Origin of the sequence: Caulobacter sp. NIBR2454, from assembly GCF_027474405.1 — a bacterium.
Taxonomy (GTDB): Bacteria; Pseudomonadota; Alphaproteobacteria; order Caulobacterales; family Caulobacteraceae; genus Caulobacter.
In genome coordinates this window covers 1,514,483-1,530,453 of the sequence record NZ_CP114871.1, presented here as the reverse complement: position 1 = coordinate 1,530,453, position 15,971 = coordinate 1,514,483, and the positions used below count along the sequence as shown (strand labels likewise).

General features: G+C 66.1%; 15 protein-coding genes and 1 tRNA gene. 7 read left to right on the top strand and 9 right to left on the bottom strand.

Annotation, left to right across the window (positions count from 1 at the left end; translation table 11 throughout):
• Positions 1-22 precede the first annotated feature (22 nt).
• Together O5K31_RS07530 and O5K31_RS07525 are read left to right on the top strand one after the other, a co-directional pair.
• The gene (locus O5K31_RS07530) at positions 23-1,015 is read left to right on the top strand and encodes an FAD:protein FMN transferase (RefSeq protein WP_269716685.1); all 993 of its coding nucleotides are present in this window, start codon (positions 23-25) and stop codon (positions 1,013-1,015) included.
• The gene (locus tag O5K31_RS07525) at positions 1,008-2,387 is read left to right on the top strand and encodes a sulfite reductase subunit alpha (RefSeq protein ID WP_269716684.1); all 1,380 of its coding nucleotides are present in this window, start codon (positions 1,008-1,010) and stop codon (positions 2,385-2,387) included. Before O5K31_RS07530 ends, O5K31_RS07525 begins: the two co-directional genes overlap by 8 nt.
• Here O5K31_RS07525 and O5K31_RS07520 read toward each other — a convergent pair.
• The 4 genes from O5K31_RS07520 to O5K31_RS07505 all read right to left on the bottom strand — a co-directional run bounded on the left by O5K31_RS07520 (position 2,384) and on the right by O5K31_RS07505 (position 4,903).
• Positions 2,384-2,902: a flavin reductase family protein gene (locus tag O5K31_RS07520; protein ID WP_269716683.1), complete on the bottom strand. Its 519-nt coding sequence runs from the start codon at positions 2,900-2,902 to the stop codon at positions 2,384-2,386. The genes O5K31_RS07525 and O5K31_RS07520 overlap by 4 nt on opposite strands.
• Before the next feature lie 39 nt (positions 2,903-2,941).
• On the bottom strand, positions 2,942-3,445 hold the full coding sequence (locus O5K31_RS07515; protein WP_269716682.1) for a GAF domain-containing protein: 504 nt from the start codon (positions 3,443-3,445) through the stop codon (positions 2,942-2,944).
• A 21-nt stretch (positions 3,446-3,466) separates the two neighbouring features.
• On the bottom strand, positions 3,467-4,708 hold the full coding sequence (locus tag O5K31_RS07510) for a class I SAM-dependent methyltransferase (protein ID WP_269716681.1): 1,242 nt from the start codon (positions 4,706-4,708) through the stop codon (positions 3,467-3,469).
• A gap of 119 nt (positions 4,709-4,827) precedes the next feature.
• Positions 4,828-4,903 (bottom strand) — tRNA-Ile (locus O5K31_RS07505).
• A gap of 129 nt (positions 4,904-5,032) precedes the next feature.
• On the opposite strand from O5K31_RS07505, the gene O5K31_RS07500 reads away from it, so the two are divergent.
• Positions 5,033-5,770, top strand: a complete 738-nt coding sequence (locus O5K31_RS07500) for an SIMPL domain-containing protein (RefSeq protein ID WP_269716680.1) — start codon at positions 5,033-5,035, stop codon at positions 5,768-5,770.
• Here the strand turns inward: O5K31_RS07500 and O5K31_RS07495 are convergent.
• The 3 genes from O5K31_RS07495 to O5K31_RS07485 form a co-directional block, all read right to left on the bottom strand.
• Complete coding sequence (locus O5K31_RS07495) at positions 5,767-6,234, bottom strand: hypothetical protein (RefSeq protein WP_269716679.1); 468 nt, start codon at positions 6,232-6,234, stop codon at positions 5,767-5,769. The two genes, O5K31_RS07500 and O5K31_RS07495, sit on opposite strands and share 4 nt — an antisense overlap.
• Positions 6,234-8,027, bottom strand: a complete 1,794-nt coding sequence (locus O5K31_RS07490) for a long-chain-acyl-CoA synthetase (RefSeq protein WP_269716678.1) — start codon at positions 8,025-8,027, stop codon at positions 6,234-6,236. The genes O5K31_RS07495 and O5K31_RS07490 overlap by 1 nt, the downstream gene beginning before the upstream one ends.
• Before the next feature lie 131 nt (positions 8,028-8,158).
• Complete coding sequence (locus tag O5K31_RS07485; RefSeq protein WP_269716677.1) at positions 8,159-9,145, bottom strand: retroviral-like aspartic protease family protein; 987 nt, start codon at positions 9,143-9,145, stop codon at positions 8,159-8,161.
• 145 nt (positions 9,146-9,290) lie between these two features.
• On the opposite strand from O5K31_RS07485, the gene xth reads away from it, so the two are divergent.
• A complete protein-coding gene (gene xth, locus O5K31_RS07480; protein ID WP_269716676.1) occupies positions 9,291-10,070 on the top strand; it encodes an exodeoxyribonuclease III in 780 nt (259 codons plus the stop codon).
• Between the two features lie 42 nt (positions 10,071-10,112).
• On the top strand, positions 10,113-10,913 hold the full coding sequence (locus O5K31_RS07475) for a hypothetical protein (RefSeq protein WP_269716675.1): 801 nt from the start codon (positions 10,113-10,115) through the stop codon (positions 10,911-10,913).
• Here the strand turns inward: O5K31_RS07475 and O5K31_RS07470 are convergent.
• Positions 10,910-11,563, bottom strand: coding sequence for a LysE family translocator (locus O5K31_RS07470; RefSeq protein ID WP_269716674.1), 654 nt, complete (start codon positions 11,561-11,563; stop codon positions 10,910-10,912). The two genes, O5K31_RS07475 and O5K31_RS07470, sit on opposite strands and share 4 nt — an antisense overlap.
• A 20-nt stretch (positions 11,564-11,583) precedes the next feature.
• Positions 11,584-12,501, bottom strand: coding sequence for a Gfo/Idh/MocA family protein (locus O5K31_RS07465; RefSeq protein WP_269716673.1), 918 nt, complete (start codon positions 12,499-12,501; stop codon positions 11,584-11,586).
• 102 nt (positions 12,502-12,603) lie between these two features.
• Between O5K31_RS07465 and O5K31_RS07460 the strand changes: the two genes are divergently transcribed.
• The gene (locus O5K31_RS07460) at positions 12,604-13,605 is read left to right on the top strand and encodes an NADP-dependent oxidoreductase (RefSeq protein ID WP_269716672.1); all 1,002 of its coding nucleotides are present in this window, start codon (positions 12,604-12,606) and stop codon (positions 13,603-13,605) included.
• A gap of 292 nt (positions 13,606-13,897) precedes the next feature.
• Positions 13,898-15,901, top strand: coding sequence for a glucans biosynthesis glucosyltransferase MdoH (gene mdoH / locus O5K31_RS07455; RefSeq protein WP_332367274.1), 2,004 nt, complete (start codon positions 13,898-13,900; stop codon positions 15,899-15,901).
• The last annotated feature ends 70 nt before the right edge of the window (positions 15,902-15,971 follow it).

The following is a 15,971-nucleotide window of genomic DNA, read 5'->3' as shown; positions in this document are numbered from 1 at the left end:
CGTCGCCGGCCCACCCTCTTCCATGAATCGTGTCCTGGTCCCTCAGATCACCGTCGCGCCCGAGCGGCCGACGGGCTCTCCGCTCAGCCTGCGCGGGGAGACCATGGGCACGACCTGGTCGGTGAACCTGATCGATCCTGGGACCGTGCCGCGGCATGAAATCGAGGCCCTGATCGCCGCTCGCCTGCAGCAGGTGATCGATGAGATGAGCACCTGGGAGCATGGCTCCGTCCTCAGCCGCTTCAATGTGGCGGAGGCGGGCTCCTGGCACGCTCTTCCCGAAGCCTTCGCGACCGTTCTTGCCTGCGCTCTTGAGGTCGCCAAGGCCAGCGACGGCGCGTTCGATCCCACCGTGGGCGGCGCGGTCGATCTATGGGGTTTCGGACCGCGCGTAGTGAACGAGGCCCTGCCCTCGCCCGCCGAGAGCGCCGCGGCGGCCGCGACCATCGGCTGGCGTCGCGTGTCCATCGACGCTTTGGGGCGGCTGCAACAACCGGGCGGCCTGCGCCTCGACTTTTCCGGGATCGCCAAGGGTTTCGCGGTCGACCATCTGGCGGCCGGCCTGAAGGATCTAGGGGTGATCTCGGCGTTGATCGAGATCGGCGGCGAACTCTACGGATTCGGGGTCAAGCAGGACGCCAAGCCCTGGTGGGTTGAGCTGGAGAGCGCGCCGGAGACGGACCTCGATCGTTTCGTGGTCGCCGCCTGCGATCTGGCCCTCGCGACGTCCGGCGACTGGCGGCGGCGCTTCCGTCACGCCGGGGCGTGGTACGGCCACACCCTGGACCCCCGCACGGGGCGGCCGGTCTTCGACCCTGCCGCCTCCGTCACTGTTCTGCACAAAAGCTGTATGCGCGCTGACGCCGAGGCCACCGCCATCACCGTGCTCGGTGTCGAAGCTGGCCTGGCCTACGCGGAGCGTCGGAGCCTCGCGGCCGTGATCGTCGCTCGCTCGGCGGACGGATACGACGAACACATGACCTCGGCCTTCGCGGCCATGCTCGACGATGAATAGCCTGCCCGCTCTTACCGTTGAACGGTTGCTCTGGGCCGCCGCCGCGATCCTGGCCTATGCGCTGTTCTGTGGGGGCGTCGCCTTGCGCCGCGCCCTCATGCGCCGCCGCGCCAGACGGCAGAGCGAGGCCATGGCCGGCGGCGGAGAGGCCGTCCTGGTCGTCTACGCCAGCCAGACGGGCTTCGCCGAGGACCTGGCCTGGACCACCGCCAAGGCCCTGCAGATAGGCGAAGTCGGCGCGCGGGTAATCTCCATCGGGGATGTGACGGCCCAGGATTTGTCCGCCGCCAAGCGCGCGCTGTTCGTCGCCAGCACCACCGGCGAAGGCGATGCGCCCGATTCCGCCGCCCGGTTTGTCAGCAGGGTCATGGCGATCGAGCCGGACCTGTCCGGGCTCAGCTACGGCCTGCTGTCGCTCGGCGACAGCTCCTACATCCACTTCAGCGCCTTTGGCCGCCGGCTGGATGCGTGGCTGACCGAACGCGGCGCCGCGCCGCTGTTCGATCGGATCGAGGTGGACGACGGCGACGAAGGCGCCCTTCGTCATTGGCAGCATCAACTCAGCGCAATCAGCGGGGTCACCGACGCTCCCGATTGGAGCCGGCCGGCCTATGAGCGCTGGAAGCTGGTGGAACGCCGCCTGCTCAACCCCGGCAGCCCCGGCGGAGAAGCCTGGCATGTGGCGCTGGAACCGGCCGAGGGTTCGGCGGCCTGGGCGGCAGGCGATATCGCCGAGATCGGCCCGCGCAATGGCCCGGACGAAGCCGGCGCGCCCTCGCACCGGGAATATTCCATCGCCTCCATCCCCCAGGACGGCCGCATCGAACTGATCGTCCGCCAGATGGTCCGGCCGGACGGCGGTCTGGGCGTTGGCTCTGGATGGTTGACCAAGTACGCCGAGATCGGCGGCGACATCGACCTACGCGTCAGAACCAATCGCGCCTTTCACGCGCCGGAACCTTCGAGGCCGCTGATCCTGATCGGGGCTGGCACGGGCCTGGCCGGGCTTCGTGCGCATCTGAAGGCGCGAGCCGCCGCGGGCGCGCGTCGCAACTGGCTGATCTTTGGCGAGCGCAGCGCGGCGACCGACTATTTCCACCAGGCTGAGATCGAAGCCTGGACGAACGCAGGCGCCATCGAGCGCCTCACCCTGGCCTTCTCTCGCGACCAGGCGGAACGGGTCTATGTGCAGCATCGCCTGGCGGAGGCCGCCGACGACTTGCGCCTGTGGGTAGCGAGCGGCGCGGCGATCTATGTCTGCGGCGGGATCGAGATGGGCAAGGCGGTCGGGGCGACCCTGACCGACATCCTGGGCGCACAGGCCATGGCGGACCTGACCGAGAAAGGCTTCTACCGCAGGGACGTCTATTAATCGTCCACGTGGACCTTGCGGAAACGCCCCTGCAGATAGACCAGCGGCTCATGCGCGGGGTCGAACCGGACGCGCAGGATTTCACCCACGATCACACGGTGGTCGCCTGCGTCGAAGGCCTGGCTGATCCGGCACTCGAAATTGCCCATGCAGTCGTCGATGATCGGCGCGCCGGTGCCCCAGCTCTCGATCCCGACGCCGGCGAAACGGTCCTCGTCGCGCTGGACGAACTGGCGGGCCAGATCCTGCTGGCCGGCGTGCAGCACATTGACCGCGAAGGACCCGCTGGCCTCCAGTCCCGCTAGGCTGAACGAGTTCAGGTCCACGCAGATCAGCGCCAGCGGCGGATCAAGCGACACAGAGGCGAAGGAATTGACCGTGAAACCCAGCTTGTTCCCCTGGGGGCACCGGGCGGTGACCACCGTGACCCCGGTGGTGAAGCAGCCGAACGCGTCGCGCAACGCCCGCGCATTGGCGAGCGCGCCCTGATCCAGTTCGACGCGGGTCCCTGTCATGCGACCCTTTGAAACGAAAGCGGCGCGGGCTGCAACAGATCAGCCGCCCTGCGCGAAGGTGGCGGCGAGGATGGCCTCGATACCGGCCTGATCTACGGCGTCGAACGCGGCGGGCTTGTCAGAGTCCACATCAAAGACCGCCAACAGTTTTCCAGCGGCGTCGAACACCGGCACGACGATCTCGCTCTCCGAGCGGCTGTCGCAGGCGATGTGGCCCGGAAAGGCGTGAACGTCCTCGACCAGCTGAGTCTGGCCCGTCTCCGCCGCCGCGCCGCAGACGCCGCGGCCGAAAGCGATACGCAAGCAGCCCAGGGTGCCCTGATACGGGCCCACCACCAACTCGCGCGGCTTATCCGGATCGACGACGTAGAAGCCCGTCCAGAAGTAGTGATCAAAGCTGTTGGCCAGCATCGACGCCACGGTCGCCATGCGCGCGGTCAGGTTCGGCTCCCCATCCAGTACGGAGGCGATCTCCAGAGCGACCTCCTCGTAGCGGGCGGCCTTCTCGGCGGGCAGGATCTTGTCGTTGAATGCTTCAGCCATGGCTCGCCATATAGGGACGGCTCAGCCTTCCGGCGAGATCAGAATCTGAACCGGTTCGCCAAACCAGGCGACATGCTCGGAAACCAGCTGAATTTCGACGTTGAAAACGGGTCCCAACTGCCAGGGAATTTCCGCCTTCACGGTCACGCGGCGGCTCTCGCCGGCGGTGGTCTCTTCCGACGCTACAGGAAGATGAATCGCGTCCGCATAGGCCTTGGCGCCATCCGGGCCCGAAGCGTTCAGGCCCAGGTTCACCGCCCCGAAACCGGCCCCCGACGGGAGCCAATGGCCCCTGCCCTGATTGGCGAGGTTCAAGGTCGCCGTGAGGATGCGCTTCTCAGGCTCGAAGCTACGCTCGACGACCTCCAGGCGCCCGCCCAGCTGGTCGGCGAATCGGCTGCTGCCATCGAGCGGGCCGGCCTTGCGTAGGACGAAGACGCGCTTATCGTTCATCTGCCGCATGAGCTGCAGGCCGAGCTTGTAGTAGGTCCAAGGCGCCAGCAGGCCCTTGATGCCGCGATTGAAGCCCTTCAGATCGACGGTAAGCGGAATTTCGTTGAACACCGCCATCTCGATGCCGACGAAACCGGCCTTTTGAGCGTCGGCCCAGATGTCTTCGATGAAGATGTCGTTCTCGATGACGGCGAACTCGCGCATCTCCAATTGCGACTGGTCGGTGCGCGAATGGCGCGGCCCCGGTTCGTGAAAGATAGCAAGGCCGCCGGGGGCCAGGACGCGGTGGAATTCGTTGAGATAGGCCGCTTGGTCGGACACGTGGTGAAAGCTGTCGAAGCAGATCACCCGATCCACCGAGGCGTCGTCGAGGGGAACTGACTTCTCCTTGCGGATCGCTTCGAAGCGGATGTCCTGAGTACTCAGCAGCGGGTGCTCGTTCACGAAGCGCCGCGCCATATCCAGACCGCCCTCGGATATGTCCAGTCCAATGGGCTTGCAGCGCATCATCGACAGGGCGGCGCTGAGCCAACCGGCTCCGCAGCCAAAATCAACGATCACATGTCCCGGCTTGAACTTGCCCAGCTTCAGGACCGCGGCGAAACCCGACAGCGTCGCGGCCGTATCGTGGATTTCATGGTAGGGTTTGCGGAAGTGATGCACCCAAGGATCGTCGATGGTGCGGAAATACTCGTCCGCCCGCCGGACGTGATCTTCAAACGGATAGGCCTCGATCAACTTCTTCACGTCGATGAAGCCAGACGCATCGGTGTATTGGGCGGCGGCTTCGAAGCGGGTCGGTTGATTCATGGGTGCTCCGCACTGAGAACTGATGGAACGGTCACCCCAACCGCTTCGGCGCAATGGCGCTTCCAGAGGAAGCTACGCCGCGTGCGCTTGCGTCTTATTACCATGACGTGGTCGGGAATTGGTAGGCCTGGAGGGACTCGAACCCCCAACCAGACCGTTATGAGCGGTCGGCTCTAACCATTGAGCTACAGGCCCCACTTGCGCTTCGGCGCAACCGGATGCGCGGGTTACCATGACCTGCACGCGGCTTAAAGCTCCGGTTCATGTTGCAACGCTCAAGTTGCGCCGGTCGTTACGGCGGAACCCCGCCTTGGAGATTGATCGATGAAGACCCTGTTCCGCGCCGCCGCCTTGGGAGCGCTGCTCGTCACCGCCGGCGCGGCCTCCGCCAGCGCCCAGACCGTGCTCACCGCCGCGGACACTCAGTTCAAGGCCACCACCCTGAATCTGTCGGCCTATGGCGAGACCCGTGTCGCCCCCGACATGGCCACCATCACCCTGGGCGTGAACGTGGAGTCCCCCACCGCCGCCGAGGCGATGAAGGCCAACGCGTTACGCATGAACCAGGTGATCGCCGCCTTGAAGAAAGCCGGCATCGAAAGCCGGGATATCCAGACCTCGGGCCTGAACCTCAATCCTCAGTATGTTTATGAGCAGAACCAGCCGCCCAAGCTGACCGGCTATCAGGCGGCCAACCAGGTGACGGTGCGGGTGCGCGATCTGGCCAAGCTGGGCCAGGCCGTGGACGCGACGGTCAACGCCGGGGCCAACACCATCCATGGGATCAGCTTCGGCCTTTCGGATCCCGAAGGCGCCGAGAACGCCGCCCGTCGCGAAGCGGTGAAGGCGCTGGAGGCCAAGGCTGCTCTCTATGCGCAGGCCACCGGCTACAAGATCGTGCGCCTGGTGTCGCTGAACGAGTCCGGCGGCTATTCGCCGGAGCCCCCTCGCCCGGTGATGATGATGGCGATGAAGCGTGAGTCCGCAGACTCGACGCCGATCGAAGGCGGCGAACTGCGCGTCCGGATCGACGTGTCGGCCACTTTCGAGGCCGCTCGCTAGAGCTTGGCGACCCGGAAGGCGGCCTCGAGCCGGGTGCGGATTTCCCGTCCTGGCAAGGCGCGGTCGCCTTCCATCACCGCCACATAGACCAGGTCTTTGGCCGGGCCCGTTTGGGCGACGGGGCCGGTGACCCAGCCCACCGTGCGAGCGTCTTCCACCACGGTGTCGCAGCTCAAGGAAAGCACTTCGCCCTTGGCGGCCCGCTTGAGCATGTCGGCGGCGGTGACACTGCCTCCCTCGCAGGACGGCAGGGTCCGACCGCAAGTCAGGTGCGTGCCGTAGCGGTGGACCACCTCCCCATTCCCGCCAGCCTTGGCGAACAGCACGCAGGTGGAATCAGACCCCACCGCATTGCCGATCTCCTGAGCCAGCAGTTCGGCGTCCACGCCAGGAGGCGGCTTGGGCGTGCAGGCGACGACAGCCAGGACAGCCGCCATCGCGGCGATGCGAAGGGCGTAAGACATCAGAGCTTGTACCCGCCTTCGACGATCTTGGTGTGGACCACCTTGGTCAGTTTGACGAAGCCCTTGCCAGCGGGGCGGAAGAACAGCGGGTCCTTGATCCGGCCCGGGTCGAAGCCGTCTTGGACCAGATCGATCTTGCGGTACTTGAAGGTGCCCGTCGTCTCGATCTGGGGCTGTAGGCGCACGAACACAGGACGCGCATAGGCCGGCAGTTCCCGGTCAATGCAGTCAGCCAGCATCTTGATATCGAACTCCGGCCCGACCACGAGCGAGGCCATGCCGGCGCGGCCGTCGAAGCCATCAACCTGCACGCCATAGACGTTGACCTCCAGCACCCCCTCAACGCCGGACAGGTGTTCGGCGACCTCGCTGGTGGAGACGTTTTCGCCCTTCCAACGGTAGGTGTCGCCGATGCGATCGACGAAATAGAAGTAGCCGTCAGCATCGATGCGCATCAGGTCGCCGGTCCGGAACCAGGCGTCGCCCTTTTCAAAGACGTCGTGCAGCACCTTCTTCTCGGTGGCGGCCTTGTCGGCATAGCCGGTGAAGTTTGATCGCGCGTCCTTGGAGTCGATCTTGCCCAGGCATTCGCCCACCTGCCCGGGCCCGCATTCGATACAGAAGCCGGACGGGCCGCGGATCGGCTGTTCGGTTTCCACGTCGAACTGCACGAGCCGGATGTTGAAGCGCTTCTTCAGGTATTTGGGCACCCGGCCCACAGCGCCAACCTTGCCGTCGAAGTTGAACAGGCTGACGTTGCCCTCGGTCGCACCGTAGAACTCAAGCACGTTCGGGATGGCGAACCGTGACTGCATCACCTCCCAGACATCGGCGCGCAGGCCGTTGCCGAACGCCATGCGCAGCTTGTGACCGCGCTCCAGCGGGTGTTCAGGCTGGTTGATCAGGTAACGGCACAGCTCGCCGATATAGACGAACATGGTGCATTGGTTGGAGACGATGTCGTCCCAGAAGTGGGTGGCGGAGAAGCGCTTCTTGATCACCGCCGCGCCACCGTTCAGCAGGGCCGCACCAATGGCGCAAAGCCCCCCCGTCGCGTGATAGAGCGGCAGGCTGATATAAATGCGGTCCGTCTCGCGCGAGCCCGTCGAGCCGGCGAAGCCGCGCATATAGAGTTGGCACCGCATGTGGGTGATCTTGGCGGCTTTGGGCAGACCGGTGGTGCCGCTGGTGAAGATCAGCAGCGCGGTGTCCTTGGCCACCAGATCGCCCCGGACGTTCTGGCGATCCGGCCGCAGTTGCGAGCAGCTCTTCAGGGCGTTGACCAGGTCGCGCTGATCGCCATGGGCGGCCGACAAGGTCCATTGCTGAACCGGGCGCTCCAGGAGGGACTTGGCGCCCTCCACCACGGGTGCGGTCTCGCCATCGACAATGATGTGCCCCGCGCCCGAGATATTCAGGCAGTGCGCGAGGGCCAAGCCGGACAGGTTGTTGTTGATCAGGGCGGTGATCACCCCGACCTTGGCCAGACCATACCAGATGGCGACATATTCCAGCCGATTGGGCAGGTAGAGCGCCACCACCCGCCCACGGGTCAGGGACTGGCTCTTGGCCCAATGGGCATAGCGGTTGGCCAGCTGATCGAACTCGCCGTACGTGAGCGAGCGTCCCTCGAAGGTGATCGCCTCGCGGTCCCGGAACTTGTCGACCGCCGCCTCGATGTCGTCGCAGATCAGATTGCTGGAATCTGGCGCGATCGACTTCACGCGCCCGAGCGTGCGACGCAGCCCCTTGATGAACCGCAACTCACGCTTGATCCGGGCCTTGAGTCTCAAAGGGCGCGCCTCCCAAAACACTTGTTCTCACGTGTCGCGCACTCGACGCGTGAGGGTCAAGACCGGAAGACATAGAGAGACGCCTAACGACACCTATCGGCATTTACAGCGCCGATCGTGGCGCCGATGGCTCACCCCCGCCGCATGCGTGATCCCGCATAGGGCGCCAGCCCGTTGCTGTGGGGCAAACGGAAGATCACCTCCCCGCGCCGGAAATCGATCACGACGCTGCGGAAACGCTTGAGGATGTCGATCCCGAGCACGAAAGCCGGCTGCTCATGCATGTCCCACATTCGGAAGGTATGCAGGTCAGCGAAGACGATCGGCAGATTGTTGATGTCCATTCCGCCGACGCTGACCTGGCGCAGAACCGCCAGTTCTCCGGGGATCTGCTCGCCGGTCGGGCTGATCAGAGGAGCGGAGAGGAAGGTGTCGTTATAGGCCATCCGCTTGAGGCGCGTGGAAATCAGGCCTCGCAGGGCGGGGTTGCCCACGGTGCCGTCCGCCCCTGAATCCAGGAAGGCGGTGACCAGCGCTCCGCCGATACGGGCGTTGACCAGGGTCAGCGGGCCGGAGCGGTGCTGCGCCTGGACGGAAACGGCGCTGGTGTCGCCAAACGCCGGCGGCCCGCCAAATTTCAGGCTGGCGTTGGCGAAATCCAAGGTGAGCCTCTGCGTCGCCAGTTGATCGAGACCGATCAAGCCCGGCCCGCCCAGCCAGCGACGAGGCACCGAGGCCATGCGAACGCCGCGCGATACGCGCTTGCCCAGCTTGATCTCGCCGGCCTCGACCGAACCCGCGGTCTCGGGGCCGACAATCGTATTGAGCACGACGGGGCCGCGGTCAGGCAGCTCCAGCTGTGCGGCCAGCTCATTGGAGATGGCCGAATAGTTGGCGCCGGTGTCGATCATGAAAGGGAAAGGTCCCTTCCCGTTCACGAAAACCGGCGCGGTGATGCGGTTGTCGTTGTCCTGGCCAATGCCGACGTCCAGCTCTGGCGCGTGAGGGATTATGGGACTCACGACCGGGCTGGCCTGGGCCAGTCCGCCGATGCTGGACATGGCCAGACCCCACAGCATGGCCCTGCGGCGACTGATGTCGCGCGGCCCATGGTCCAAGACGTATCTCCCAATCATGTCGCGTCTCTTTCGGACGGATTTATGAATATCATATCACGGTTCGCCGACCTCCGCTTGTTCTTGAGCGTGGCGGGCAGGCGCACTAGCTTGCGCTCCCTCATTCTCCGCCGGCTATCGAGATCTCATGCGTATCGCGACCTGGAACGTGAACTCCGTAAACGCCCGGCTGGAGAACGTCCTGGCCTGGTTCGAGACGGTGCAGCCGGACGTCGCGGTGCTGCAGGAGATCAAGTGCGTCGACGAGAAGTTTCCAGCACAAGACTTTGAACACCTTGGCTATAACGTCGCCGTCCATGGTCAGAAGACCTATAACGGCGTCGCCATGCTGTCGAAGACGCCGCTGGAGGATCTGCGGCGCGGCCTGCCGGGCGATGACGCCGACGAGCAGGCCCGCTTCATCGAAGCGGTGACCGGCGGCGATACTCCTGTCCGGGTGGTGGGAATCTATCTGCCCAACGGCAATCCGATCGGCACGGACAAGTTCGCCTACAAGCTGGGCTGGATGGAGCGGCTGCACCGGCACGCCCAGGGCCTGCTGGCTTTGGAGGAGCGGCTGGTGATCGCCGGCGACTACAATGTCATTCCGGAAGACGCCGACGTCTATGACCCCAAGGCCTGGCTGGGCGACGCCCTTTTCCAGTCGGAGAGCCGCGCGGCGTTCCGGGCGTTGAAGAACCTGGGCCTGACGGACGCCTACATGCAAGTCGACGGCGCGCCGGGAGGCTACACCTTCTGGGATTATCAGGCCGGCGCCTGGCCGCGGAACAACGGCATCCGCATCGACCACGCCCTGCTGTCGCCCCAGGCGGCCGACCGCCTGAAGGCCTGCGAGATTCATCGCGACGTGCGGGGCACGGAAAAGCCCTCGGACCACGTGCCGGTCGTCATCGAGCTAGACCTTTAGGGGCCTTCGCGGACGGGCTGATTCGCCCTTAATCTGGTCCGCATGACTGAGTTCGCCCGCCTCCTCGTGATGTTGGCCGTCGCCGCGACCGCGGTGACGTTCGCGGGTAGCCTCGCGCGCTGGCTGCTGGACGAGGACCGCCGCATCCGCCGCGCCCTGTCCAAGGTGCTGAACGGCGCGCCTGACGCGCACATCATCGCCCGGGGCCGTGGACGTGGCGTGGGCTTCCGCCTCGCCAGCGGCTTGATCGCCACGACCTGGGACAAGGGCGGCTGGTGCCTGATCTACAGGCTGAGCGAACTGGTGGGGGCCGAGCTGCTGATCGACGGTCAGTCGGTCGGCCGGGTCTTCCGAGACGAGCCCAAGCGGTTCCTGGACCGCACCTACGGCGAGGCGCAGCGGGTCACCCTGCGTCTGGTTTTTGACGATCCCAAGCACGCCGACTTCGAGCTCGACCTGTGGGTTCCGTCCGACGCCGCCCTGCGCAGCGCGCCGACCGCAGCCAAAGCCGCGCAGGAAGCCAATAGCTGGCTGGCGCGCATCGAGGCCCTGCTAAAGCGCGCGCCCGGCACCCGAAACCCGCCGCCGCCCACGCCCATCGCTCGGCGTGAAGAGGCAGCGCCTGCCCCCCGGCCGATGCTGGACCACTTTGACGAGCCGGACTTCGCCGATGCGTTCGAGGAGGCGCCACCGCCGCCGCGTCCCACCCCCAAATCAGTCCCACCAAAGGCCGCCAAGCCGCCCGCCCCGGCCAAGGACGCCCTGCCCCTGTTCGCGGACGTCATCGACGATGATCCGCCGTGGGATGAGGACGACGACAAAGGCGAGCCTCGCCTTTTCTAGCGACGGGTCTCCCATGCGAGCCAGACCGCGATCAGGGCGATCACCACGCCCATGGCCTTGCGCAATCCGGACAGGTCGCCGCCCCTCCCGGCCTTGGCCAGGACATTGGCCGCGCTCGCCGCGCCCAGCACGATCGAACAATGCACCAGGGCGCTGACCGCGACATGCAGCGAGCCGAAAATCAGCGCCTGGGTCCGGGGAGCGGCGTGATCGACCTGGATGAAGCTGGGAAGCAGGGTGATGTAGAAGATCGCCGCCTTGGGATTGAGGATATTGGCGACGAAGCCGCGTAGGAAAAGCCGCCAACGCGACTGCCTATTCTGGTCCACGGTCCCGACGTCCGAGGCGCCGTTCCAGGCGTCCCAGGCCAGCCAGAGCAGGAAGGCCACCCCTGCCCATCGCAAGGCCTCGTAGAGCGGGCGGCTGACCAGGAATATCTCTGTCAGGCCGAAGGCGGCGGCCAGCATATAGGCCGTCAGCCCCGCCGTGACGCCGGCCACGGCGGCGAAGCCATCCCGGCGCCCCTGCCCCGCCGAAAGGGCGGCCAGATAGCCCATATTGGGGCCAGGCGTCAGTTCGACCAGCAGAACCGCGATGAGGAAGGGTCCTATGATCCCAGGATCTACGGGCCAGTCCCCATGTGCGACCATCGTCGGTTCCCCTCCCCGCGTCAGCCTTCGGCGGCCTGCTCCACCGCCAGGGCCAGGTCCAGGGCGCGGGCGGCCTCCTCGCCGGTCACCGCCGGGCGCGGGCTTTCGCCCCGGACGGCGGCCAGGAACTCGGCCACGCTGCGGCCCAGGGGGTCCTTGCCGGCCGGGGTGTTGTTGAAGTCCTCGATCAGCGGGAACGGCGTGGTGTTGCGGAAGGTCCGCGCCAGGAAGTCGATCTCCACCTCGCCCGAAGGATAGACGATCTTCATGGCCCGCTCGCGGGCCTCGGCCACGCGGGAGGCGTCGAAGGTGGCGATAAAGCCGTTTTCGAAGGTCGCCTCGGCTTTCACCCAGTCAAACAGATCATTGCGGGTCGCGCCACCTTCCGCCTCGACCGCGACGGGGTCGGCTTCGCAGACCGTAAGCGCTAGGTCGATGTCGTGGATCATCAGGTCCAGCACGACCGACACGTCCAGGCTGCGATCGGAGGGCGTGCCGCGACGCACCGCTTCCAGGCGGATCGGCTGTTCGGGGATGTCCAGCAGGCCCATGGCCTGGAACACCACCCGCTCCTGATGGCCGACGGCGAGCGGCAGGCCGCGCACCAGGGCGGCGGCGATCAGTTCGTCGGCGTCTTCCGGCTCCACCGCGACCGGCTTTTCCACATAGACCGGCTTGCCCTGCTCCAGGGCCGCGAGGGCGGGACCGGCGTGATGAACCGCGGGCGTGGCGACGGTCACCACATCCACGGCGGCGAGGAAGGCGGCCAGATCATCAGTCGCCTGGGCGCCAAGGGGGTCGGCCAGGGCCTTGGCGCGGGCCACATCCACGTCGAACACCATGGCGAGGGTCACGCCCTCGAGTTCGGCGTACTTCTTGGCGTGATAGCCGCCGAACACGCCCGCTCCGGCCACGCCGGCTTTGAGAATTTTGGTCATGGCGCCTCTTAGCGGATTTCGATGGGCGCGCGAACCGCTGGCGACGGATGCGCGTACGCGGTAAACAATCGTTTGAACAAGAAATTGCTCTGGGAGAGCGCCATGACCACGTCCCGTGAAATCCGCCTGAAGGCCCGTCCGGTCGGTATGCCCGCCGCCGAGCATTTCGAGCTTGGCACCATCGAACTGCCCGCCCCCGGCGCCGGCGAGGTGCAGGTTCGAAATCACTGGATGTCGGTCGATCCCTACATGCGCGGACGCATGTACGACCGCCCCAGCTATGTTCCGCCGTTCGAGCTGGGCAAGGCCCTGCAAGGCGGCGCGGTGGGCGAGGTGATCGCCTCCAACGACCCGTCGCTGAAGGTCGGCGACATCGTCATGTCGATGTTCGGCTGGCGCGAGGCGTTCAACGCCCCGGCCGGCTCGGTGCAGAAGATCGACGCCAACGGCCTGCCGCTGCAGGCATTTCTCGGCGTCGCCGGCATGCCGGGCCTTACCGCCTATGCCGGCCTGCTGCGCGTCGCGGCGCTCAAGGACGGCGACGTGGTGTTCGTCTCCGCCGCCGCCGGCGCGGTCGGCCAAGTCGTCTGCCAGATCGCCAAGATCAAGGGTCACACCGTGATCGGCACAGCCGGCGGACCGGACAAGGTCGCCTTCCTCAAGGAGATCGGGGTCGATCACGCCATCGATTACAAGGCCGTGCCCGACCTGAAGAAGGCGCTGAAAGAAGCCGCGCCCAAGGGCATCGACGTCTATTTCGACAATGTCGGCGGCGATCACCTGGAAGCCGCCCTCGACGCCGCCCGCCCCTTCGCCCGCTTCGCCGAGTGCGGAATGATCTCGCAGTACAACGAGACCGGAGAGCCGAAGGGGCCGTCGAACATCATGCTGGTGGTCGGCAAGAACATCCGGATGGAGGGCTTCATCGTCTCCAACCACTACGACCTGCAGGGCGCGTTCCTGAAGGACATGGCCGACTGGATCGGTTCGGGGAAACTGAAGTGGAAAGAGACGGTCGAGGTCGGCGTAGAGAACGCTCCCGAGGCTTTCATCAAGCTCTTCAAGGGCGAGAACATGGGCAAGATGCTGGTCAAGCTGAGCTGACCGGCGATTCCCCTCCTCACGCTGGATCACGCTTTCCGTGAGGATGCGTGATCCAGCGGTGAAGGTGAAATTTCCGCTAGAAATATGGGCGTTGGCGATTTTTTTGCGCTGCGAAGTGAAAAATGCCTCCTAAATCGGTAGCGATTTCGTGATCGAGGTTTTACTGTAAGCGTGTCGGCGTTCGTAACGCGCGGCGGTTGTCTGGCGCGGAGCTCAAGGTCTTGCGTAAACACCGGTGCGAAAAGCGGATTTCCACCCATCTCGGCAAGCTTGAGCGGACCGCAGACTGATCATGGACCAGATGAGCGACCGCGCGGTTTTCGCCACCCCCGAGCCTGGGCGTGACACGATCTCCTCGGAAAACGATCTGACCAACCTGGCCCCCGACATGCCGACCGAAGCGCCGCTGGCCATGCCGGTGCGCGATCTCGCCGACTGGGACGGCGCCAGCCCGGCCGCCACCCCGGAAAGCTCGCCGGTCGATATCCTGGTGCGCCGCCTGTCGATCTTCGCCCTCACCGCCCTGCTGGCCCTGGCTGGCTGGAAGGCGACCTACGACACCGTGGCCCTTGGCGGCATCACCCGCCTGGAAGCCATCTGCCTGACCCTGCTGGCGCCGCTCTTCCTGGCCCTGTCCCTGTGGTTCTGCACCGCCGTGGCCGGCTTCGTGATCCTGCTGCGCCATCCGAAGGACCCGCTGGGCATCGACGAGGAAACCGCCATGCCGCGCCTTCGCGCGCGCAACGCGATCCTGATGCCCATCCACAACGAAGACGCCAACGCGGTGTTCGCCCGCCTGCGCGCCATGGACGAGTCCCTGGCCGAGGCCGGCGCCAGCGACCGTTTCGACATCTTCGTGTTGAGCGACACCCGCGAGGCCGCGATCGCCCTGGCCGAACAGGCCGCGTTCACTCGTTTGCGCCGCGAAGCGTCCAGCAACGTCTATTACCGCCTGCGCACCCAGAACACGGGCCGCAAGGCCGGCAACGTGGCCGATTGGGTCCGTCGCCATGGCGGCGCCTATGAGCACATGGTCGTGCTCGACGCCGACAGCCTGATGACCGGCGAGGCGATGGTCCGCATCGCCGACGCCATGGAGCGTCACCCGAGCGTCGGGCTGATCCAGACCATGCCGGTGGTGATCAACGGCCAGACCATCTTCGCCCGCTGCCTGCAGTTCGCGACCCGCCTGTATGGCCGCGTGGCCTGGACCGGCCTTGCCTGGTGGTCGGGGTCGGAAAGCTCCTTCTGGGGCCACAACGCCATCATCCGGGTGCGCGCCTTCGCCGACACCTGCGGCCTGCCCGTCCTGAACGGTCCCAAGCCGTTCGGCGGTCAGGTGATGAGCCACGACGCCCTGGAATCCACCCTGCTGCGCCGCGGCGGCTGGGGCGTTCACCTGGCGCCCTATCTGGAGGGCTCCTATGAGGAGTCGCCGCCCAACCTGCTCGACTTCGCCTCGCGCGACCGTCGCTGGTGCCAGGGCAACGTCCAGCACATCCCGCTGATCGGCACGCCGGGCCTGCACTGGCTGAGCCGCCTGCACCTGATCATCGGCTGCCTGTCCTATATCCTGTCGCCCCTGTGGTTCGCCGCCCTGAGCGTTGGCGTGGTCTCGCGCCTTCTGATGCCCGACCTGAAGAAGGCCGTGTTCCAGTGGGCCGACGTGCAGGCCGCCGCCGAGGCGCTGATCAACTGGAAAGAGATCCAGGCCACGGCCTGGGCCATCATCATCACCGGCGTGCTGCTGTTCGGCCCCAAGATCCTGGGCCTGATCCTGGTCCTGCGCTCCAAGGTCGAGCGCCGCGCGTTCGGCGGCGGCAAGGCCATCGTCAAGAGCCTGGGCGTGGAGATGGTGCTGTCGGCGCTGGTCGCGCCGATGCTGATGTTCACCCAAACCCGCGCCCTGGTGGAAATCCTGCTTGGCCGCGATAGCGGCTGGGCGCGCCAGCGCCGCGAGGCCGACCGTATCAGCTGGGACGAATCCATGCGCGCCATGGGCTGGATCACCGCCGCAGGCGTCATTCTGGCCGGCGCCTTCTGGTTCACTCCCGACCTGCTGACGGCCACCGCGCCGATCCTGGCGGGCCTGATCCTGGCCGCCCCCCTCGCCGTTCTGGGCGGTCACCGCGCCGTCGGCCTCAAGGTGCGCGACGCCGGCTTCTTCATGACGCCGGAAGAGCGCCGCCCGCCGATGATCGCCCGCAAGGCGCTCGGCCTGAAGCCGCTGGCGCCCGAACCCTTCCGCGTTCATGGGGGCGAACCGGCCCGCGGCGCGCTGGAACAGGCGTCCTAAAACACAGTTCTCTGTCTGGCGGCGTTGGCCCGCCGGGCGTTCGGAGATAGAACCGCGCCTTACCTCCCTT

Coding starts and splice junctions, on each gene's coding strand:
- O5K31_RS07530 (WP_269716685.1), top strand. CDS start 23: ATGAATCGTGTCCTGGTCCCTCAGATCACCGTCGCGCCCGAGCGGCCG.
- O5K31_RS07525 (WP_269716684.1), top strand. CDS start 1,008: ATGAATAGCCTGCCCGCTCTTACCGTTGAACGGTTGCTCTGGGCCGCC.
- O5K31_RS07520 (WP_269716683.1), bottom strand. CDS start 2,902: ATGACAGGGACCCGCGTCGAACTGGATCAGGGCGCGCTCGCCAATGCG.
- O5K31_RS07515 (WP_269716682.1), bottom strand. CDS start 3,445: ATGGCTGAAGCATTCAACGACAAGATCCTGCCCGCCGAGAAGGCCGCC.
- O5K31_RS07510 (WP_269716681.1), bottom strand. CDS start 4,708: ATGAATCAACCGACCCGCTTCGAAGCCGCCGCCCAATACACCGATGCG.
- O5K31_RS07500 (WP_269716680.1), top strand. CDS start 5,033: ATGAAGACCCTGTTCCGCGCCGCCGCCTTGGGAGCGCTGCTCGTCACC.
- O5K31_RS07495 (WP_269716679.1), bottom strand. CDS start 6,234: ATGTCTTACGCCCTTCGCATCGCCGCGATGGCGGCTGTCCTGGCTGTC.
- xth (WP_269716676.1), top strand. CDS start 9,291: ATGCGTATCGCGACCTGGAACGTGAACTCCGTAAACGCCCGGCTGGAG.
- O5K31_RS07475 (WP_269716675.1), top strand. CDS start 10,113: ATGACTGAGTTCGCCCGCCTCCTCGTGATGTTGGCCGTCGCCGCGACC.
- O5K31_RS07470 (WP_269716674.1), bottom strand. CDS start 11,563: ATGGTCGCACATGGGGACTGGCCCGTAGATCCTGGGATCATAGGACCC.
- O5K31_RS07465 (WP_269716673.1), bottom strand. CDS start 12,501: ATGACCAAAATTCTCAAAGCCGGCGTGGCCGGAGCGGGCGTGTTCGGC.
- O5K31_RS07460 (WP_269716672.1), top strand. CDS start 12,604: ATGACCACGTCCCGTGAAATCCGCCTGAAGGCCCGTCCGGTCGGTATG.
- mdoH (WP_332367274.1), top strand. CDS start 13,898: ATGGACCAGATGAGCGACCGCGCGGTTTTCGCCACCCCCGAGCCTGGG.